The organism is Sporomusa sp. 246TCP1 (genome assembly GCF_057319775.1).
The window spans coordinates 1104480-1125880 of the sequence record NZ_CM170492.1 but is presented as its reverse complement, the minus strand read 5'-3'; the positions used below and the strand labels follow the sequence as shown (position 1 = coordinate 1125880).

The 21401-nt window shown below is 41.7% G+C and carries 23 protein-coding genes; all 23 read right to left on the bottom strand.

The window, feature by feature from the left end; genetic code table 11:
* Window positions 1-53 precede the first annotated feature (53 nt).
* Complete coding sequence (locus tag AC1ECB_RS05600; RefSeq protein ID WP_485667806.1) at window positions 54-938, bottom strand: MinD/ParA family protein; 885 nt, start codon at window positions 936-938, stop codon at window positions 54-56.
* A 1-nt stretch (window position 939) separates the two neighbouring features.
* Window positions 940-2037 (bottom strand): flagellar biosynthesis GTPase FlhF, encoded by a 1098-nt coding sequence (gene flhF, locus AC1ECB_RS05595; RefSeq protein WP_485667805.1) that lies wholly within the window; start codon window positions 2035-2037, stop codon window positions 940-942.
* A 1-nt stretch (window position 2038) separates the two neighbouring features.
* On the bottom strand, window positions 2039-4108 hold the full coding sequence (gene flhA, locus AC1ECB_RS05590) for a flagellar biosynthesis protein FlhA (RefSeq protein WP_485667804.1): 2070 nt from the start codon (window positions 4106-4108) through the stop codon (window positions 2039-2041).
* Between the two features lie 20 nt (window positions 4109-4128).
* The gene (flhB, locus tag AC1ECB_RS05585; RefSeq protein ID WP_485669284.1) at window positions 4129-5235 is read right to left on the bottom strand and encodes a flagellar biosynthesis protein FlhB; all 1107 of its coding nucleotides are present in this window, start codon (window positions 5233-5235) and stop codon (window positions 4129-4131) included.
* Entirely contained in the window at window positions 5222-6007 is a 786-nt protein-coding gene (fliR, locus tag AC1ECB_RS05580) for a flagellar biosynthetic protein FliR (protein ID WP_485667803.1), read from the bottom strand. The genes flhB and fliR overlap by 14 nt, the downstream gene beginning before the upstream one ends.
* 46 nt (window positions 6008-6053) lie before the next feature.
* Window positions 6054-6323, bottom strand: coding sequence for a flagellar biosynthesis protein FliQ (fliQ, locus tag AC1ECB_RS05575; RefSeq protein WP_485667802.1), 270 nt, complete (start codon window positions 6321-6323; stop codon window positions 6054-6056).
* Window positions 6324-6333: 10 nt separating this feature from the next.
* The gene (gene fliP, locus AC1ECB_RS05570; RefSeq protein ID WP_485669283.1) at window positions 6334-7071 is read right to left on the bottom strand and encodes a flagellar type III secretion system pore protein FliP; all 738 of its coding nucleotides are present in this window, start codon (window positions 7069-7071) and stop codon (window positions 6334-6336) included.
* Between the two features lie 50 nt (window positions 7072-7121).
* Complete coding sequence (fliO, locus tag AC1ECB_RS05565) at window positions 7122-7694, bottom strand: flagellar biosynthetic protein FliO (RefSeq protein ID WP_485667801.1); 573 nt, start codon at window positions 7692-7694, stop codon at window positions 7122-7124.
* Window positions 7695-7710: 16 nt separating this feature from the next.
* On the bottom strand, window positions 7711-8073 hold the full coding sequence (locus AC1ECB_RS05560; RefSeq protein ID WP_021167591.1) for a response regulator: 363 nt from the start codon (window positions 8071-8073) through the stop codon (window positions 7711-7713).
* Between the two features lie 39 nt (window positions 8074-8112).
* Window positions 8113-9216 carry a flagellar motor switch phosphatase FliY gene (gene fliY / locus AC1ECB_RS05555; RefSeq protein ID WP_485667800.1) on the bottom strand — a complete coding sequence of 368 codons (1104 nt, stop codon included), beginning with the start codon at window positions 9214-9216 and terminating at the stop codon, window positions 8113-8115.
* A complete protein-coding gene (gene fliM / locus AC1ECB_RS05550; protein ID WP_145099432.1) occupies window positions 9209-10213 on the bottom strand; it encodes a flagellar motor switch protein FliM in 1005 nt (334 codons plus the stop codon). The genes fliY and fliM overlap by 8 nt, the downstream gene beginning before the upstream one ends.
* 93 nt (window positions 10214-10306) lie before the next feature.
* The gene (locus AC1ECB_RS05545) at window positions 10307-10786 is read right to left on the bottom strand and encodes a flagellar basal body-associated FliL family protein (RefSeq protein WP_485667799.1); all 480 of its coding nucleotides are present in this window, start codon (window positions 10784-10786) and stop codon (window positions 10307-10309) included.
* A 67-nt stretch (window positions 10787-10853) separates the two neighbouring features.
* Window positions 10854-11051 (bottom strand): flagellar FlbD family protein, encoded by a 198-nt coding sequence (locus AC1ECB_RS05540; RefSeq protein WP_021167586.1) that lies wholly within the window; start codon window positions 11049-11051, stop codon window positions 10854-10856.
* 77 nt (window positions 11052-11128) lie between these two features.
* Window positions 11129-13057, bottom strand: a complete 1929-nt coding sequence (locus AC1ECB_RS05535) for a flagellar hook protein FlgE (RefSeq protein ID WP_485667798.1) — start codon at window positions 13055-13057, stop codon at window positions 11129-11131.
* Window positions 13058-13148: 91 nt separating this feature from the next.
* On the bottom strand, window positions 13149-13553 hold the full coding sequence (locus AC1ECB_RS05530; protein ID WP_485667797.1) for a TIGR02530 family flagellar biosynthesis protein: 405 nt from the start codon (window positions 13551-13553) through the stop codon (window positions 13149-13151).
* On the bottom strand, window positions 13546-13971 hold the full coding sequence (gene flgD / locus AC1ECB_RS05525) for a flagellar hook assembly protein FlgD (RefSeq protein ID WP_485667796.1): 426 nt from the start codon (window positions 13969-13971) through the stop codon (window positions 13546-13548). The genes AC1ECB_RS05530 and flgD overlap by 8 nt, the downstream gene beginning before the upstream one ends.
* Before the next feature lie 18 nt (window positions 13972-13989).
* A complete protein-coding gene (locus AC1ECB_RS05520) occupies window positions 13990-16560 on the bottom strand; it encodes a flagellar hook-length control protein FliK (RefSeq protein WP_485667795.1) in 2571 nt (856 codons plus the stop codon).
* Window positions 16561-16600: 40 nt separating this feature from the next.
* Window positions 16601-17260, bottom strand: a complete 660-nt coding sequence (locus AC1ECB_RS05515; RefSeq protein ID WP_485667794.1) for a MotE family protein — start codon at window positions 17258-17260, stop codon at window positions 16601-16603.
* 18 nt (window positions 17261-17278) lie between these two features.
* Window positions 17279-17821 (bottom strand): lytic transglycosylase domain-containing protein, encoded by a 543-nt coding sequence (locus AC1ECB_RS05510; RefSeq protein ID WP_485669282.1) that lies wholly within the window; start codon window positions 17819-17821, stop codon window positions 17279-17281.
* Window positions 17822-17826: 5 nt separating this feature from the next.
* Window positions 17827-18279, bottom strand: a complete 453-nt coding sequence (gene fliJ / locus AC1ECB_RS05505) for a flagellar export protein FliJ (RefSeq protein ID WP_485667793.1) — start codon at window positions 18277-18279, stop codon at window positions 17827-17829.
* Between the two features lie 21 nt (window positions 18280-18300).
* Window positions 18301-19614, bottom strand: coding sequence for a flagellar protein export ATPase FliI (gene fliI / locus AC1ECB_RS05500; RefSeq protein ID WP_485667792.1), 1314 nt, complete (start codon window positions 19612-19614; stop codon window positions 18301-18303).
* Window positions 19611-20396 (bottom strand): FliH/SctL family protein, encoded by a 786-nt coding sequence (locus tag AC1ECB_RS05495; protein WP_485667791.1) that lies wholly within the window; start codon window positions 20394-20396, stop codon window positions 19611-19613. The genes fliI and AC1ECB_RS05495 overlap by 4 nt, the downstream gene beginning before the upstream one ends.
* Entirely contained in the window at window positions 20389-21399 is a 1011-nt protein-coding gene (gene fliG / locus AC1ECB_RS05490; RefSeq protein WP_021167576.1) for a flagellar motor switch protein FliG, read from the bottom strand. Before fliG ends, AC1ECB_RS05495 begins: the two co-directional genes overlap by 8 nt.
* Between the last annotated feature and the right edge of the window lie 2 nt (window positions 21400-21401).

The following is a 21401-nucleotide window of genomic DNA, read 5'->3' as shown; positions in this document are numbered from 1 at the left end:
TTAAAAATATCTCTTGACTCGATACTAATAACGACACCCCCATTTGAGGACTACTACATATATTCTAAAAACTTATAAAAAAATCCTTTCATTCCGCGGGGCTTTTGCTGTACATTTTCACCATGAAGTATTTGTTGTGCGATATCTTCAATACAACGGGACGATATCGCTTCAGGAAACGATATCAACAGTGGTATTTGGCTTTTAACAGCCTTTACCAGATTACGGTCTTCATAAACATATCCAAGATGCTCAATGGCTACATCAAGAAATCGCTGAGAGACTCGCATTAATTTATCAACAACCATTTGGCCTTCATCACGATCTACAATTCGGTTAATCACCAGTTTAAGTGGTGCCGTCCCCTTTTGCCCGGCATAGGCTTTTACCATCGCATAGGCATCAGTAATTGCGGTGGGCTCTGGTGTCGTAATAATAATAACTTCATCAGCAGCCACAACAAAATTTAAAACATTGCGGCTGATTCCAGCTCCTGTATCAATTAAAATAAAGTCAGCCCAATTATCAAATAAAGATATTTGGTCTATTATCTGGTTTAAATGGGCATCGCTTAAATTTGCCAGATGATAAATTCCTGAACCGCCGGCCATAAACTTAATGCCGCGCGGACCTTCTGTGGCAATATCAGCAATCTTCAAACCGTCTTCCAATAAATTAAGAATAGTATAAGTGGCTGAACAACCCAGTACCACTTCAACATTAGCCATCCCTAAGTCAGCATCAATTACCAATACCCTTTTGTTAAGTGCGGCTAGAGCAAGCGCGAGGTTTACGGTAAAATTTGTTTTTCCTACACCGCCTTTACCACTGGTAACTGTGATTACCCGGCTTTTTTTAGCACTGTGCTTAATTATCGGACTTGTCGGAATTGAAGAATGTAGTGTCATTTGACGCAATTTCTCAGCTTGATCACTCATTTTAATCCCTCAAAATCATATTTGCTAATTTGGTTGAACTAATTAACTCAATATCATCGGGAACACTTTGTCCTGTAGTCATATATGATAAAGATGCCGGAAAATGATATACCAAATTTAAGATAGTTCCCAAATTACTTGCTTCATCCACTTTTGTAAATAAAATTTTTTGTGGCGAACAAATCGAAAATTTATTTACTATTTCTAAGATGTCACGATATTTTGTTGTAGTACTCAAAACAAGATGTGTTTCAATATCCGGATCAACTGACAATAATGCCTGAAGTTCTGCTAATTGACATTGATTGCTGGGACTGCGGCCAGCAGTATCCACTAATACCAAATCCTTATCCCTATGCCTGTCAAGTGCAGCCTTAAATTCATCAAGGGAATATACAATTTCAATTGGTACACCAATAATATCACCATAAGTTTTTAACTGCTCAACAGCTGCAATCCGATACGTATCAGCGGTCAAAAGTGCTACCTTATATCCCTCTTTTAAAACAAAATTAGCAGCTAACTTAGCAATAGTTGTCGTTTTCCCAACACCGGTCGGGCCGATCAAAGCCACCGTTTTGCAGTTTGAGGGCATTATATTAATTCCATCAATTTTTGGGAAGTAATTAACAATACGTTCAGCTAAAAGCTTACGAACACTCCCATGATCGCCGCCAACAATCGAGTTTTCATCTGGCAATCCCTTAATTAGGCTGGCAGCAATCACTGGATCAATATCATTCTTAATTAATAAGTCCATCAGCGGTGATAATTCGTTACCACTTTTAACAACTTGACCTACCATTTGTTCTATCATTTTTCGCATAGTAGCCATTTCAGTCTGCAACGCCGTTATTTTTGTGTCATCAATATTGGCTACAAGCGGAGTAGTAATGATGGGCTGTTTTTTCTCGACAATCGTGGTTTGGGCAGTGTCTATGGCTGCCATAATCTCTACCATTTCTTTGCCGAAAAAGCCAAAAATTCCCCCTCTTTTAAACCGGCGGGTATGCAAGATAACAGCCTCTCGTCCTAAATCCTGCTTTACCTGAGCCATTGCTTCCGGCATGTTGTATGCGGTAAATAGTTTAACTTTCAACTTACAATTTCACCATCCCTAGTGCCTGTACTTCAGCTTTTGGATCTAATTCAGCATAGGATAAGACCGTTAAATTTGGCGCTACACGTTCTGTAAGTTTGCGGAAATATAGCCTGGCGCCCGGATTTGTAAGAACTACCGGCTGATAACCCATATTAGTCAGCTTAGAAAGTTCATTGGTAAGAGTAGTAATTACAGCTTGCACCACTTTGGGTTCTAATGCAACATAGGAACCTTGTTCAGTGCGCTGTACTGAATTAACGATCATGTTTTCCAACTGCGGATCAACCGTTAAGCAGGTTAAAATATTATTATTTACAAATTGACGGGATATTTGACGAGAAAGCGCATGTCTAACATACTCAGTTAGAATCTCCGTATCTTTTGTTAATTGAGCATAATCAGCTGCTGTCTCAAAGATTGTTACCAAATCTCTAATAGAAATTTTCTCACGTAACAAATTTCCCAATATTTTTTGAATTTCACCAATTGATAAGAGATTAGGTGTCAATTCTTCGACTACAGCTGCATTATTTTGTTTAACAGACTCAACCAGGGTTTGTACTTCTTGCCGCCCTAGAATCTCAGCAGCATGGCTTCTGATAATCTCAGTAAGATGTGTTGCCAAAACAGACACCGGGTCAACTACCGTATAACCCGCAAGCTCAGCTTGCTCACGATAAGTCTCTTGAATCCACAGCGCCGGCAGCCCAAAAGCTGGTTCCACAGTCTCAATTCCAGGCACTGATTCAAAAGCCGCACCTGAATCCATCGCTAAAAAGTGATCTAACATTAATTCGCCTCTGGCAATTTCAATCCCTTTTAATTTAATAACATAGATACTAGGTTTCAATTGAATATTATCGCGAATTCGTATTGTTGGCACAATAAGCCCCAGTTCTAATGCACATTGGCGACGAATCATAACCACCCGGTCTAATAAGTCACCGCCTTGGCTAACATCAACAAGCGGAATAAGACTATAACCAATCTCCAATTCCATCGGATCAACCTGCAGCAAAGCAATGATATTTTCGGGCTTACGGACCTCTTCTTTTTCAATTTCCTCTTGTTGCGACATTTCTGTTTGAACATCTGTTTGTTGAGTTTTAACGAGCGCATAACCAATGACACCAGTAAGCAAACTGACCGTCAAGAACGGAATACCAGGTAACCCTGGAATTAAGCCTAAAAGCAATAATACCCCGCAAGCGATAAAGAAAACGCGGGGATTATTGATAAGCTGACGAGTAAGATCTGAGCCTAGATTAGAATCGGAAGCAGCTCTGGTTACCACTATACCAGTAGCCGTAGATATTAATAACGCCGGTATCTGATTAACCAAACCTTCTCCTACAGTCAACAACGTATAGGTATGAAGCGCTTGCAGCACATCCAGGTCACGCTGCACCATCCCAATAATAAAACCGCCGACAATATTTATTACAATAATAATAATAGCTGCAATGGCATCGCCTTTAACAAATTTACTGGCACCATCCATCGCACCATAAAAATCAGCTTCCCGCTGAATATTACTGCGTCGTTCACGCGCGTCCTTATCCGAAATAAGCCCGGCATTCAGGTCAGCATCAATGCTCATTTGCTTACCTGGCATAGCATCCAAAGTAAAACGTGCGGCAACTTCAGCGACACGTTCGGCGCCTTTGGTAATTACAATAAACTGAATGATAATCAAAATAACAAATACAATAAAACCAACTACCGCATTACCACCAACTACAAAATTACCAAAAGCAGCAATGACTTCCCCCGCATGGCCCTCAAGTAAAATAAGACGAGTAGAAGATACATTAAGCGCCAACCGGAATAAGGTAGCAATTAAGAGCAATGAGGGAAATACTGAAAAATCTAAAGGCTCAATATTATAAATAGCCACCATTACAATAATTACAGCCAACGTAATATTTAGTGTCAATAAAAGGTCAAGTAACATTGTTGGCAGCGGAATAATCATCATCCCGACAATAGTAATAATAAACACAGCTACCATGACGTCACTGTATTTTTCTAAATTTGCAAAAAATTTGGATTCTCGAATAACAGCCATCTATTTTATCGCTCCTTCTACTAGGACAAGCGTTTCTTCAAGCGATATACATAAGCCAGAACTTCTGCAACCGCTTGATATAACTCAGCAGGTATAACATCGCCAATCTCTACCACAGGGTATAAGGCACGGGCTAACGACTTATTCTCTACAACGACAACTTTATTATCCCGTGCAATTTGTTTAATACGCTCAGCCAAAAAATCCTGACCTTTAGCCAAAACTACCGGAGCTGCCATACTTTTCTCATATTTAAGGGCAATCGCCAAATGAGTAGGATTAGTAACGACTACATCGGCTTTGGGAATTTCTTGCATCATTCGCCGCATCGCCATCGCGCGCTGCCTTTCCCTGATTTTACTCTTAATTTGCGGGTCCCCCTCTGTTTGTTTCATTTCCTGTTTGACTTCTTCTTTAGACATCTTTAAACTTTCATTATGTTCCCACCATTGATAAATATAATCAAATATTGCCAAAATCATCATAACCGTAATAATTTGAAAAGCTAAATCAATAATTAGCGAACCTGTTAATCTAAGCGAGTCTATTAATTCCATGCTAATTAGTTTAGAAATATCACTTATTTGAACAATAGCAAAGCGATAAATAAAATAACCAATAATACCTACTTTAAAAAGGGCTTTTGCAAGTTCAACAAGTGACCTTTTCGAAAATAGTCGTTGAAAACCAGATAGCGGATTAATTTTACTAAAATCTGGCATTAATACTTCGGTTGAAAAAATGACTCCTACCTGCATAAAATTAATAACCACTGATATTACCATAATAACTAAGAGAATTGGCAAAACTGTTTTTACCATAACTAATCCCACATTAAAGAATAATAACTGAACAGCATTAATCGTCAAATCTGTGGCAGTCAGACTAGACAAAATGGCTGTCATATAGCCTGCTAATTCATTATATACACCAGTACCTACCAATTTGAGCGTATAAAAAGCAGCCAGAATGACGAAAGCAGAACTAATCTCAGAACTTTTGGCGACTTGCCCCTTTTTCTTAGCATCCGCTTTTCGCTTAGGGGTAGCTTCTTCGGTTTTTTCGCCATTAAACAACTGCAAATCAAAGGTATTCAGCTTATACCGGCTATCTTTAACTTGGGGCAAAGCTTTCCAAGAGGCGGTACATATTATGAAAGCCTTCACTGAAAACCACCTCCAAAAATGCTATATAAAACGGCAAAGCCAACGATAGTACAAAAATGCCGACAATAATTTTGCCCGGCATACCAACAACAAAAATATTCATTTGCGGCATAGTGCGGGCCAAAATACCTAACGCAACATCAGTAAGCAGTACTGCTACCACTACTGGCAAACTAATCTTAATGGCAATGATAAAAATATCTCCAACCATATCTACCACAATATTGGCAAGTTCGGGACGAAACAATCCGCGAGTTACCGGAATACTTGCAAAACTGTATACTATTGCTGATAAAAAAAGATGATGGCTGTTACTAGTCAAAAACACTAGTATTGCTAAAATGTATTTAAAATTGCCAACAAGTGGTACCTGCTGGCCAAATTGAGGATCTATGACATTAACCATTCCAAAACCAATTTGTGTATCTAGTAAGGTGCCTGCCATCTGTATCCCGTAAAAGATAAATGAACAGGCAAAACCCATAATCAAGCCAATTAAAAATTCACCAACTACTACCGCTACATAGGTGAGTACGGCATCTGGGATAACGAGGTTGGTTTGGATTAATAATGGTAACAAAATATAGGATATTAGTAATGACAACCCAGCCTTTACTATTAACGGAACATTTTTAGCACCAAAAATAGGGGCTGATGAAAAAATCCCACTCAATCTTGCAAAAATCAACAGGAAAAAACCCAACTGGTTTTGCAATAAAGTAAACAGATCCATGCTTTCTTACCACCTATCTATTGGTAGAACTACCCCATCTTCTCCGTTAACGAACCATAGTAGGCAGACTCAAAAACAAGTCTCTGGTATAGCTAATCAATATACTCAGCATCCATGGACCAAAAACAAGAACAGCAATAAAAACAGCAATAATTTTAGGGATAAAAGCAAGTGACTGCTCTTGTATTTGAGTTGTCGCTTGAAATATGCTGACCGCAACACCAACAACCAGTCCCAGAATAAGCATCGGCGCTGACACCAGCATAACCATTGCTAAAGCGTCACGACCAATCTGAATAGCCATATCACCAGACATAAGCGCCCCCCTAAATAAAGCTACTGATTAATGACCGTGTAATCAAATGCCAGCCATCCACCAATATAAATAATAATACCTTAAAAGGTAAGGATATCATTGACGGTGGCAACATCATCATCCCCATAGCCATAAGGGTACTGGCAACGACCATATCAATAACAATAAACGGAATATAAATCAAAAAACCAATCTGAAAAGCAGTTTTAAGCTCACTAATAATAAAAGACGGAATTAATACTGTTGTAGGAACATCTTCCGGGCCATTGGGCCGGGGCATCTCTGATAAATTCACAAATAATGCTAAGTCGTTTTCGCGAGTTTGCTTAAACATAAATTCACGCATAGGTTTCACAGCCTCAGTCATTGCCGTTTGTTGATCCATCGTCCCAGCCAACATAGGCTGCAAAGCATTTTGATTCACCTGATCGAAATAAGGAGACATCGTATAAAAGGTCAAGAACAGCGAAAGCCCAACTAAAACTTGATTCGGAGGCATCTGCTGAGTTGACAAAGCACTGCGTAAAAATGACAATACTATAATTATACGAGTAAATGAAGTCATCATAATCAAAATAGACGGTGCCAGTGAAAGCACCGTTAACATTAACAGAACTTGCAGGCTAAGCGCAACATCCTGAGGACTATTTGCTTGTTCCACACCAACATTAATATTGGGAATAGGTATCAGCGGCGCGGCTCCAGCTACAGCTGGAAAAGCTAGTACAATAATTATGGTCAAAATCAAACCATGTTTTTGCCATGATTTTACATAGTTAATCCATTGTGACACTCTATTTACCTCTTCCTACTATCGGTATCCTGCTCCTTCGCGTGAAATTCGGGAGTGTCTGAAGTAAAATTAAAAAGGGATTTTTTTTGCATTTGCCTAAGCATACCAATTTGTCGATGAAAAACACTGCTAAATTGTTCCGGAGGCATAGCGCTATTTTGAGTAGCTTTAAGTTGCTCAATTTCTGATAAAGCGGTAATCTCATTGAGCATCGTAATACTTTGTTCGGTTACCCCCAATACCATATACCTGCCTGCTATTTCTATTACATAAATAGCACGGTTAGGCCCCAAAGACAAAGTGGCATAAATCTTACCGCTACCAAATCTACCACCATTAGTCATTCTTTGTCCTAAAAAACGCGAAGTAAGATAAGCAAGAGCAAGAACTAATAAAAACGTTAATAGTAACGATACAATATAACCACTGGTTGCAAGCCAGGATGAGGTTGCTGGTTGAGGCTCCTGATATTTTAAATATTCGCCCGTGTCAGCAGCAGCCAATACCTGACCTGTAAACAAGAATAACCAACTAACAAATACTAGGATACTGCCGTGAACGCGCAAATTACCAAACATTTACAAATTCACCTGACTAACCAACCGCTTTGCGGACAGCTTCCAAAACACGATCAGGCTGAAATGGCTTAACAATAAAGTCGCGGGCACCTGATTGAATTGCTTCGATAACCATAGCCTGCTGTCCCATTGCGCTACACATAATAATGATTGCACCAGCATCCATCTTTTTAATTTCTTTTACGGCAGCAATTCCATCCATTTCCGGCATAGTAATATCCATAGTGGTCAAATCCGGTTTAAGTTCTTGATACTTTTCTACCGCTTTGAGACCATTTTCCGCTTCGCCAACTACATCATACCCATTTTTAGATAAAATATCTTTAATCATCATTCTCATAAAAGCGGCATCATCAACAATTAAAACTTTAATGGCCATTAAATTTATCTCCCCTATCTCAAATAAAATTCGGAATTACTACTGAAGATGGCTAGCCCGTTCCAAAGGAGTTATTATATCGGTAATCCGTACGCCAAAGTTTTCATCAATTACAACAACCTCGCCTTTGGCAATTAGTTTCCCATTAACCAGAACATCTACCGGTTCTCCCGCCAGTTTGTCCAATTCAACTACTGAACCTGGTGTCAATTCCAAAATATCGCGAATTAGTTTGCGAGTCCGCCCTAGTTCAACCGTAATCTGTAGTGGAACATCCATAATAAGGCCAATATTGGCATCCACACCCGGCATCCCTGCCGGTTTTAAGGCAGAAAACTGCACAGGCTGTACAGCGACATTTTGCACTGGTGGCTGTTTCGGTTGGGGTGCTGGTTGAGCGGCGGCAGGAGCGGGTTGCGGCTGAGCTGTTGGCTGCGGTGCAGCTTTTGGAGCGGCTGCTGTAGGTGTTTGCACCGCATTTAACAGATTTTCAACCATTTCTCTAGCAACATTAATAGGCAATATCTGCATAAGCTCACTGTCAATAAGATCCTCCACTTCCATACGGAAAGACACCCGCACTAACGAATCATCACCTGAAACGATGCTATCAATATTAGGATCAACAGCAAAATCCAGCAGATTGACTTTTGGTGGCGCAATATCAACTTTTTTCTTAAACATAGTCGATATGGAGGTTGCCGTTGAACCCATCATTTGATTCATAGATTCACTAACAGCACTCATATAGAGTTCATTTAATTCTGTTGGTGGATTAGTGCCATCCCCCCCCATCATTAAGTCTGCGATAATTAACGCATCCTGCTCGCGTACCGCCAAAATGTTAGTACCTAACAGGCCTTGTGTATAACCTACCTCAATGACTAAATACGGCAGCGGATATTGGCGTTTAATTTCATTTAAGCTAGTTATCGAAACCTTAGGTGTAGTAATAGATACTCGTCTGCCTAAAAGCACAGACAGCGTCGTAGCCGCAGTACCCATAGATATATTGCCAATCTCACCTAAAGCATCTTTTTCAATATCAGATAAATCTTGCCCAGCCGGAGATGGCGAGGCTGCTACTGGTTCGCCTCTTAGCAAAGCGTCTATTTCTTCCTGGGACAGGAATCCATCACTCATTATTATCATCTCCTTGGGAAATTACTTGAGTTATTTGTACTGCATTTCTGTTAGCAATAAGGCCTGGTTTACATTTAAATTTCTCTCGGCTGCCAATCATTAGGCTTAGGTCATTTTCCGCTTTTGTCTCCAGCTGCAGTACATCCCCCACACCTAAATCCAATAGTTCATGGACAGTAACTGTGGCCCGCCCAAGCTCAACTATAAAAGGAATCAGCGTTCTTTCAATTTTTCGTTTTAATACATTCATGGTTTCCGGTGAAGCCTGCTTAGCAGTTGCAGCAGACACCCAGAAGGTTGTCGTCAATTTGGACATAATCGGTTCAAGTACCAAATACGGAATGCAAATATTCATCAAACCTTCAGCCTGACCAATCTTTGCTTGCAGAGTAATAAGTACAACCATATCATTAGGAGGAACAATCTGGGTAAACTGTGGATTGGTCTCTAAAGCCTCCATGCGGGGTTCAATCGCTACTACCTGTTTCCAGGCATCCTGCATGTTCTCCATAGCTTTATTAATTACTTTCCTGATAATCGCTTCCTCAATATCAGTTAAGGAACGTGGCTTAGCAGGTGGTAACCCTGGACCGCCAAATAACCGGTCAATGATAGCCAGTACAATATTAGGATTTATCTCTAATATTGCATTACCTTTAAGTGGTCGCATCTGAAAAATACTAATAACACTGGGGTTTGGCATTGACCGGATAAACTCCTCATACGTCAGTTGGTCAACAGAGGCCACATCAATATGAATAAGTGTCCGAAGATGCGCTGACAGGTAGGTATTAAGCAAACGCGCAAAGTTTTCATGCAGCATATAAAGAGTACGAATTTGATCCTTAGAAAACTTATCAGGGCGTTTAAAATCATATATTTTAATTTTCCGCTGTTTTTCTTCGGTTTTAATCTCTTCAGCAGTTACAACACCCGTAGATAAAGCTGACAAAAGTTCATCGATCTCAGATTGTGATAAAACATCGGGTCCTGCCAATCCTCCCCCTCCTTTCACATAAAAAAGTGTTATGTTACTACACCTTAGCTACTACTAGCTGTTTTTTATTATACTAAAAACATAAATGTAAAGCTACTGTAAAACAAAATTGGTTATATAGATATCATATACACGATCTTCGCCAAGTGTTGTATTAATTTCATTTTTTAACATTTCTTTTAACTGTTCCTGCTTAGTTGGATCAAAGTCTTCGATCTTTTGTGAACGCAAAACATAAACAGCAGTATCTAGTATCTTTATTTCTTCAGGTGAGAGCGTTTTCCCTTCCTTGGTCGCTGTATTTTTACTTGGTTTCAATTCCACAATAACGCCAATTTTAAGGTAGCGTCCACTATTTACACCACCAATATTAAGAATCAACCCGTCTTTTGCATCACCGAGCTTAATAAACTGACCTGGCTCATGCTGAGAATTTTTTTTCTCAACCGTTTGATCTGATACAACCCTGGTTGCGATCAAATATGAAATACCACCAGCCAAAATTAAGCCTACCACAATTAAAATGATAATTACCATCATCGACATCTTTTTGGGCTTTTCCTCTTCGGCCACTGGCTCACCTCCATTATACTATATTTGTGCTGCTCATCTTGCCGTCAGTCACAAGGCATTGCATGTATTAGCGCATATTTCTGAATAATGCCCGGCGGTAATCCATTACCTTACGCACAATTTCATCCATAGCTTCTTCCACAATAAGCTTCTTGCCGCTAGTTAGGGTAATTACTGTATCTGGTGTCTCTTCAATGGTTTCAATCAATTCGGCATTCACTACAAAATCACAATCCTGAGACTTAAGTTTGGTAACCTTGATCATGTCTATCCCTCCCTTACTATTGTTTCAAAAAACAGGTAGCGGAAGGGAGGCCTTCCCCCCGCTACCTTTCCCTGAGATTATCGTTTCAGATTGGCTATTATCTCTAACATTTCGTCAGAAGTAGTAATATCTTTAGAATTCGCCTGAAAACCACGCTGGGTAATAATCATATTACTGAATTGCTCTGCTAAATCAACATTAGACCCTTCCAGACTTCCTGGTTTAAAAGCGCCGTCAGATATAATCCGGCGTTCGCCTGAGTTAGCTGATTTAACATAGTAGTTCTGACCTGATTTTTCCAGACCGCCGGGATTACTAAAGGTAGCCAAGGCCACCTTAGCCAGCGTCATTGTCCGATCATTACTGAAGGTACCAATAAGCTCTCCGGAAGTATTAGCCACAACATTTTTCAACGTGCCGGCCGCATAACCATCTGTTTTGGTAGCAAAAATCGTGGACTTGCCACTATGTTGGGTAAGAGCCGGAGTGCCATCTTCCTTAAAGAGATTCATTGTCACCGGGAAGTTGGTAGCGCCAGCAATGCCGGGTACTGTAATCTGTGGCCCACCATTAGCTGAAGCCGGTGAAATTAAGACGCCCTTGGAATTAAAAGCAATTTTATCATTAGTAACGTCAGCCTTTTTACCGTCTACCGTGGCTGAAACAATCCATTCACCTGGTACACCGGTTTTGGTATAAGTATATTCCACTTTGTGAGCTGCTCCCAAACTATCATACACATTGATCGAGGCATTAGCGGTATCAGCCGTTTTAGATGTAATGCCTGACATGTCTAGCGATAATCCATTTACTGCAATCGTAGAAGTATTAACACCACCAACGATATATGTAGGAGTAGCAGTAGCAGGAGTAACAGCAATAGTACTAGTAACGTCCTGCACTGTACCGCTGGCATCAGTATAAGTAGCCTTTGTAACTTTCCATTCGTTTTCAGTTGTATTATTAGTTTTTGTAAGCGTTATTGTATATGGTACACGCTGGCCACCATCAATAACCTCAATAGTAGTCTCTACAACAGTACCTTCTTGGGCATCCGCAGGTAACACGCCAGTTAGTTTAATTCCAGAATCATCGGTTACTCCAGTCAAATCGGTTTCCCCTTTTAAAGCATCAGTTGCTCCCGCTATAATACCAGTGGTATCGACAGTAACCGGCATAATTCCGCCTTTACCATTGTCAATGGAAAGTGTAATCGGTGAAGGTGTTGTCCCTACCGTAAACGACTGTCCGCCAGTTGTGCTGTCACCGGTTGTAACACTCCAGGTATTCGTACCAGGCTCGCCCGTTTTTTTGAAATTAACGGTAACAGGCACCTTTGCACCACTTGCCAGATACGTTTGCACCTGAAATGACACTACTTCACCTACAGCTGTATCGGCATTCAACGTTCCTTCAAAATTCATTTTCGTATCAGCGGTAGCAATACCTGCTGCTATCCCATAGCCATCGGCACTCAAATTATTCTCAATGGCAATCTTGGTAGATACTTGAGGCGGCATCGAGGTTCCTTCCGGAATCTGAATAGCGGTAAGTGATCCTGTTGCATTTATCTCACCGGAAGCGTCTGCCATCCAGCCCATAACTTTAAGACCTGTGCCAGTAACACCATAATTGCCACTACCATCAAAATCAAAATTCCCTGCCCTGGTATAATATTCTTGTGTACCATCGCTAAGAATAAATAAGTTTTTACCTGTGACAGCTAAGTCGGTCATCTTGCCAGTCGACTGATAAATACCATCTGTAAAGATGGTATCAATACTAGCCACACCCACACCCAGTCCAACCTGCAGTGGGTTAGTACCGCCGCGATTTCCTTGAGCAGCACCTGCCCCTTGCATGGTTTGGCTTAAAACATCCTGAAAATTAACTCTGCTGGCCTTATACCCGGTGGTATTAACGTTGGCAATATTATTACCAATAGAATCCATCGCTATTTGATGGGCTTTGAGACCTGATACCCCGGAAAATAATGAACGCATCATAGTGAAACTGACCTCCAATTTATATCTAATTTATATTTAGTGACTGCGTCTGTCATTCAGCAGCCTGAGGGCTCCCTCAAGAGGTCCAGCCCTAAATAATTACCGCACTATCAATATTGGTAAATACATTGTCCTTAATATTGGCACCATCCATAGCTGTTATGACAGTCTTATTTTTGACACTAACAACAAATGCCAAATTATCATTCATCAGTATTAGCGACTCTTTAGCCCCTTTTTGCGCGGCTTTCTCTACTGCTTGGCTCAATTTGTTTAATTGGGTACTGTCAAGCTGGATTTTACGGCTATTTAAGCGTTGTAAGGCATGCTGGGAAAACTTAACTCCGGTTATTTCCTGTTGTAACAGTTGATCAAAGTTAGAACCATTCGTTGTTATATTAATAGCCGAATTCGCTTTTGTTGTGGTAGATGCTTGACCGGATGAACTAAGCTTAGGCAACGGCTGGTACGAATTATAGATACGATTATCAGGCATTCGTATTTACCGTCGTAGGGAATTCAACCCCGGTTATTTTGCTTAATTCAATCGAATCAGATCCAATTACCAACTTAGGCTCACCGTTTACTAACCGTACGGAATTAACTACACCTGTCTTCACTTCAGCACTGCTGCTATCTGTCCAAGTCACTTTCATCCCGATCATGTTGCTGGCCTGCGTCATCTGCATCGACGAATTCATGTTCTTCATTTGTTCCAAACTCGTGAACTGCGCCATTTGCGAAATAAATTCCTTATCTTCCATGGGATTCATTGGATCCTGGTACTGTAATTGGGTGATTAGTAGTTTTAAAAAATCATCTTTACCAAGGGAATCACTCGCTTTTTTGGTAGTTGTTGTGTTAGTAGTGGCCGAAGATTGACTATTGGCAGCAACTGCATTTGTATTAGCCATGTTAACACCTCCTTTTTTTTAAATACGGTAATCTACCCCGGATTGTAAGCCCATTCCAGAAGTATTCCCGCTAGCTAATTCACCATCAATAGCTTCGACAAAATCATCGGCAGCTTTTTTATTAGTAAATTTCATTAACTGCTGGCGCGAGTTTTGACTTTGATCCTGATTGGGCTGAAATTGGCTAAGGCCAGCGTAAACACTAACATTATCCACTTTAATCCCCGTACTAGCTAATTCTTGTTTGAGCTGAGACAAAGACGCTTCAATCAAACTGCGCACTTCAGGATTATTGGAATGGAAGCTGGCATTTACCACGCCATTTTCAACAGCTACTTTCAGGGTAAGTTCACCAAGATGCTCTGGTTTGAGTTTCATAATCATTTCAGTATTTTGTGGTTTGGCAATAATTTTTGTTTGCTCCACAATTTGATCAAGGACTTGATATACATCAGCAGTAGGAGTTGTTTGCGATTGAGTTTCAGTAGCTTTAGCTGACATCGTTAACCCATTTGCAGATACTAGTGCGGCATCTAAATTCTGAGCGAACGCCGAAAAATTCATTACTTCATTATTTCCAGTGGATAGAACTTGTGTACCCTGGAATGAACTGGTATCTGTTAGATTATCCTTTTGACCGCTAAGGTCTGATCGTAAAGCTTTGTCCTGCTGGCTTGTTCCAACTGCCGGTATAGCTATTTGTTCGCCAGTTTGTTGCACTTGCTCGTTAGCTTTGCCGTTAGTATCTTGGGTTGTTTCTACTTTTATGGCTTGTGCTTGCAGGCCTGTTAGCGCTTGCGGTAAAATTGTGCTGTTTGCAGTTGGCATTGCTTCTACCTGCACGGCTTGGGTTTGTTGCATATTTGTTGTTACTTGCGCTACGGCTGTGCCATTTACAATTGGTGTTGTTTCTATCTGCATCGCCTGAGTTGGTAGACCTGCTGCCGCTTGCGCTGCAACTGCGCTATTTACTGTTGGTGTTGTTTCTATCTGCATCGCCTGAGTTGGTAGGCCTGCTGCCGCTTGCGCCGCAGCTGTGCTATTTACTGCTAATGTTGTTTCTATCTGCATTGCCGGGGTTAGTTGTCCTGCTGCCGCTTGCGCTGCAACTGTGCTATTTACTGTTGGTGTTGTTTCTATCTGCGACGCCGGGGTTGGTTGTCCTGCTGTCATTTGCGCTGCAGCTGTGCTATTTACTGCTGGTGTTGTTTCTATCTGCATCGCCAGGGTTGGTTGTCCTGCTGCCGCTTGCGCTGCAACTGTGCTATTTACTGTTGGTGTTGTTTCTATCTGCGACGCCGGGGTTGGTTGTCCTGCTGTCATTTGCGCTGCAGCTGTGCTATTTACTGCTGGTGTTGTTTCTATCTGCATCGCCAGGGTTGGTTGTCCTGCTGCCGCTTGCGCTGCAACTGTGCTATTTATTGCTGGAGTTGTTTCTATCTGCATCGCCGGAGTTGGTAGACCTGCTGCCGCTTGCGCTGCAACTGTGCTATTTACTGTTGGTGTTGTTTCTATCTGCATCGCCAGGGTTGGTTGACCTGCTGCCGCTTGTGCTGCGGCTGTGCTATTTACTGCTGGTGTTATTTCTATCTGTATCGCCTGAGTTGGTAGGCCTGCCGCCGCTTGTGCTGCGGCTGTGCTATTTACTGCTGGTGTTATTTCTATCTGTATCGCCTGAGTTGGTAGGCCTGCCGCCGCTTGTGCTGCGGCTGTGCTATTTACTGCTGGTGTTATTTCTATCTGTATCGCCTGAGTTGGTAGGCCTGCCGCCGCTTGCGCTGCAGCTGTACTATTTACTGTTGGTGTTGTTTTTATCTGCATCGCCTGAGTTGATAGGCCTGCTGCCGCTTGCGCTGCAGCTGTGCTATTTACTGTTGGTGTTGTTTCTATCTGCATCGCCTGAGTTGATAGGCCTGCTGCCGCTTGCGCTGCAGCTGTGCTATTTACTGTTGGTGTTGTTTCTATCTGCATCGCCTGAGTTGATAGGCCTGCTGCCGCTTGCGCTGCAGCTGTGCTATTTACTGTTGGTGTTGTTTCTATCTGCATCGCCTGAGTTGATAGGCCTGCTGCCGCTTGCGCTGCAGCTGTGCTATTTACTGTTGGTGTTGTTTCTATCTGCATCGCTGGGGTTGGTAGGCCCTGTGCCGCTATTGCGGTAGTAACTTGCTCTGAAGACACCATAGACTGGGCATTCACAAGTGATGGATTTGCCTCTGCCATAGCAAGCAATATTTGTGTGGTTAAAACAGGATTCATAAGGTTCATTGACAGATCTTGAGCAAACAGTGCGTTTTCTTCAGACTGGTTTGTATCCTCCTCAGAACTCTCGTTAGAATCAGCTGACGTTTGATCATTGGCAACAGTATCCTTATCCTTAAACGCATTGGTTAGCACAGCATTCATAAGATTTCCCGCAGTAAACTGTTCCTCCGCTTTGACATTTACTTCATCAGTCTGGGAAACAGCATTGCTAAGCACATTGCTAAAGCTAGTCTTGGATTTACTTTGGGAATTGTTACTTGAGCTAGTATTAGTCGCCGTTTGGGATAAAGTAGCCTTGGTAAGGAACAAATTAAGCGCTAGATTCATTTTTTCACCTCCCTTCACTGATTTGCTTTGCTATATCACGCTATAACCTGGGTACTTGTGGCTGACCTCTAAGCATATCCTGGGTTATGCGAGCAGCACGCGTGGAGTCAAATAAAGCTAAAATTTTGGAAACTTGCTCTTCTTCCATTTTGCCCAAAATAGAAATAACAGTGGGATCATCTAATTCTTTCATAATCGCTACCGCTGCCTCTGGTTTCATTCCCCCATAGAGTCGTGCTAACTTTGAGGTACGCTTAGCTTCTTCTTGACGTTTAATTTTATCTTGTTTCTCTAACTCTTCCTTGGTAATAATAGTGGTTCCTGGAAGTTGCGGCGTTGGTAACAGCGAAGCTGCTGGCAACTGAGCCTGTTTGGGATCACCCGGAGCTATTGGCTGATTGGTTGCCACATCATCTTCCAGCTCGACCGGCTCAAAGTTCGTTTTCGGAAAAAAATGAGCCACTACCGGGTATTGCGATAAGTTCGCATCTCGGGTAAGTTTCTCTATATCAATCACTTTTAAATATACTCCGGCAGCAAAACATATGGCTATCAAAATACACAGCGCGACAAGGATGGACAATACTTTAAAAATCCCACTAAATTTTGGTTTGGGAGCCTCTGCCTCTGGAGCTGTCTTAGAAGCCACTATGGATGCTTGTTTAGTTTTGGTGGCAGGAATTTTAGGTTTTTCAGCCATAATTAATTATAGACTCCTCTACTTAGCCAATGATAGAACTTTGGCTACATAGTTACGGGTTTCACTGTACGGCGGAACACCATTGTAGTTTTTTACTGCTTGTGGTCCGGCATTATAGGCAGCTACCGCTTTAGTAACATCGCCATCAAAAGTATTCAGCATCTGCTTCAGATATTGAACACCACCATCAATATTCTCACGCGGATCATTAATATTACGTACACCGAGTGAGCTGGCGGTTTCGGGCATAAGCTGCATTACACCGACTGCGCCAACAGGAGAAACAGCCTCTTGAGATAGTCCTGATTCAGCTTCAGCAACAGCCATTGCCAGTTTCGGATTAACACCATATTTCGCAGCAGCTACCTGTATCATCTTTGCAATGTCGCCGCCTTGAGTGCTACTGCCGGTTGTTGGGCTTGGGCTATTAGTTGATAGCTGGGCATTAGCGGCTGAAAGGGTTGTAGCAAAATCATTGCTGGATTGAGTTGCTGGAACTGTTGGGGTAAAGCGCCGTTCTATGGCGGCAATCCACTGAGTTACTTGGTTGACACTTGACATCATGGTTATTCACTCTCCTTGTTACGCATAAAAGCCTGCGTTCCAAGCTCATCAAGAACTTTTTGTTCTTCTTGCAGTAGTTCGGTATGATACTGTTCTAAACGTTTTTCCCGTAAATTATCAACAAGTTTTCTTTGTTTCACGGCAGCTTCCAGGCCAACAAGGCACTCTTGACGGTAAGTTTCTGCATTGGCAACTTGTTCTTGCTGATGAATAATTTCGCTCTTAATTTTATCGATATAATAGCCGAAAGTCTTAAGAGTTTCAATGGTTGGAGAACCAGACTGTTCTTGGCTGAGTAAATCAAGACTGACTACTAAATTATTTTGCAATTGATTCAGTAATTCTTGTTCTTTGGATAAGCGGATACTGGCCTCAGTCATCTTGAGCTGCGCCTGTTCTTCTTCCATTTTTCGAAATTTAAGCAGCGTCTCCAGGCGAAACCGGAATTTCTTCATGGCCTACCACCTCAGTAACCATTAGGCAACAATCATTTTTAACCGTTTAATAGTCTCGGACATAGGCATATTCTCATCTACATCCTGTTGCAGAAAAGCTTTAATTTGATCAATGACTGCAATGGCGCGATCAATGTTAGGATTACTGCCTTGGGCATAAGCACCAATATTAATTAAATCTTCGGCTTCGCGATAAGTAGCAAGTAAAGCCCGTAGTCTTTGAGCACACTGTATATGTTCTTTATCGACAATTTCCGTCATTACCCGGCTAACACTATTTAATATATCAATGGCCGGATAATGATTTAGTGCCGCCAACCCTCGAGACAACACAATATGTCCATCCAAAATACTGCGCACAGCATCAGCAATCGGTTCATTCATATCATCCCCGTCAACTAATACGGTGTAAATGCCAGTAATTGAACCTTGATCACCAGTACCTGAACGTTCTAATAGTTTTGGCAACATGGAAAATACGGAAGGGGTATACCCCCGGGTAGCAGGTGGCTCACCTACTGTCAACCCCACTTCACGCTGAGCCATGGCAAAACGTGTTACTGAATCCATCATCAGCATGACATCCATGCCCTGATCACGAAAATATTCAGCAATGGCAGTTGCTGTCATTGCCCCCTTAATTCTAACAAGGGCCGGTTGATCAGATGTTGCCACAACAACTACAGAGCGTTTAAGGCCTTCTTCACCTAAATCGCGTTCGATAAATTCCCGTACTTCCCGGCCACGTTCACCAATAAGAGCAATTACACTAATATCAGCCTCTGTATTGCGCGCGATCATACCTAACAGCGTACTTTTACCAACGCCACTTCCAGCCATAATTCCTACCCGCTGACCCCGTCCAAGTGTTAACAAACTATCGATAGCTCGTACACCTACGCCAAGCTTTTCTTCAATGCGCCGGCGGGTTAAAGGCGGTGGCGGCATAGTACTAAGCGGATAATCAGTATTGCTAAATAGCGGACCTTTATCATCTATCGGATTACCAAGCCCGTCTAAAATGCGTCCTAATAATTGACGGCCTACGCTTACCCTGAGCATTCTATGAGCTGATACCACTTCGCAGCCCGGACCAATACCTTGCAGATCACCAACAGGCATCAGTAAAATGCGGTTCTCTCTAAATCCCACAACCTCAGCAGGAATTGGTTCTCCTTTGCGAGGATAAACATAGCATAACTCTCCCAAATTCACATTAGGTCCTTGTGATTCCATCACTAAGCCAATTATTTGAGTAATCTTACCGTTTAGTTTCATGTTATCCGCATTAGCTATTGCAGACAAATAGCGAGAGGAATCAAATGTTTTACTCATGGTAATACTTCCTCAAGGGCCTTGTGAACTAGTTCTAACTTAGTGTCTAATCTTGCATCAACAGTACCTAACGCGGTTTCAATAATACATCCACCTATGGCTACCGTATGATCAGCAGTTATCGTAATGGTATTATCCCGTTTGAGCATTAACTGCAAATCACGTTTGGCCATTAGCACCATTTCATAATCTTCAGGATTAACTCTGATTGTTATCTGCTCCTGATCGCTAACCTTGTCTAAGGCTTCCTTAAGTATTGGCAAAATTGTTGTCGGATTATCGGCAATCTCTCTCGCTACTATTTTACTGGCTATGGCAAGTGCAATTTCAACGATTTGCCGTTCGGCATCAAGAAACATTTTGGCAACTTCTTGTTCAGCTGTTTGAATAAGATGTTGGGCTTTTTCAAGTGACAACTGCATCGTTTGTTGCATATCAGCAAGTGCTGTTTGATTACCTTGATTATATCCTTCTTGATAACCTTGCTCACGGCCTTCCTGATGGCCTTGGGTGTGAGCTTCATCGTAAGCCTGCTGAGCTTGCTGAGCTATTTCTTTTGCCTTACTTTCAGCCTCACTCAAACACTGTGTAGCGGTTGTCTGAGCCTTAGCCATAATAGCTTCGGCTTCACTGCGAATTGCTTCCAAATCTATTTCTGGTAGTAGAGCAGGCAGTGGCTGTTTCTCTTGCACTATTACCGGCTCAGGAACAGATAATGGCCTGTGTTTAATGATAACCGGCGGCTTTCTTTGACAAAGCACACTTTTTATAATCTTAGACAATTATTTCGTCTCCTTTACCACGCGAAACAACGATTTCGCCTGATTCCTCGAGACGACGGATATTATTTACAATTTTCTGTTGAGCTTCTTCCACATCTCTTATGCGTACAGGACCCATATATTCGATTTCTTCCTTAAGCATTTCAGCAGCCCGTTTGGAAATATTCTTATAAACCTTATTAGCCACTTCACTGGCTGTTGCTTTTAGGGCCAATGCCAAGTCTTTATTATCAATTTCTCTAAGCACAAGCTGGAGTGATCTGTCATCCAACAATACAATATCCTCAAAGACAAACATACGTTTTTTGATTTCTTCTGCTAATTCAGGGTTTTGTACTTCCATATTTTCAATAATGGTTCTCTCTGTAGTCCTGTCAACACGGTTAAGTATTTCAACAATGGAGTCTACACCGCCAGCTGCTGTAAAGTCTTGCGTTACCAATGATGATAATTTGCGTTCAAGTATTCTTTCCACATCCCGAATAACATCAGGCGAGGTTCGATCCATTGTGGCAATCCGCCGTGCAACATCTACCTGCCGCTCCGGCGGCAATGCGGAAACAATAGCAGCAGATTGTTCTGGTTGGAGATAAGCCATGATCAACGCAATTGTTTGGGGATGTTCATTTTGGATAAAGTTAAGCAATTGGCTTGGATCAGTTTTTCGTGCAAAGTCAAACGGACGAATTTGCAGACTAGTGGTGAGACGGTTAATAATTGACACTGCTTTATCAGAACCTAGCGCTTTTTCCAAAATCTCACGCGCATAATCTAAACCGCCGCTGGAAATATATTCTTTGGCTAAACACATTTGGTGAAACTCATTTAACACTTTATCTTTTTGTTCTTGTGACAGTTTACGTTGATTAGCAATTTCCAGCGTCAGCTTCTCAATTTCATCTTCCTTCATATGTTTTAATACTTGGGCGGAAATGTCAGGCCCTAAAGCAATTAATAAGATTGCTGCTTTTTGCTTGCCTGTCACTTCATTTGACTGATACATAG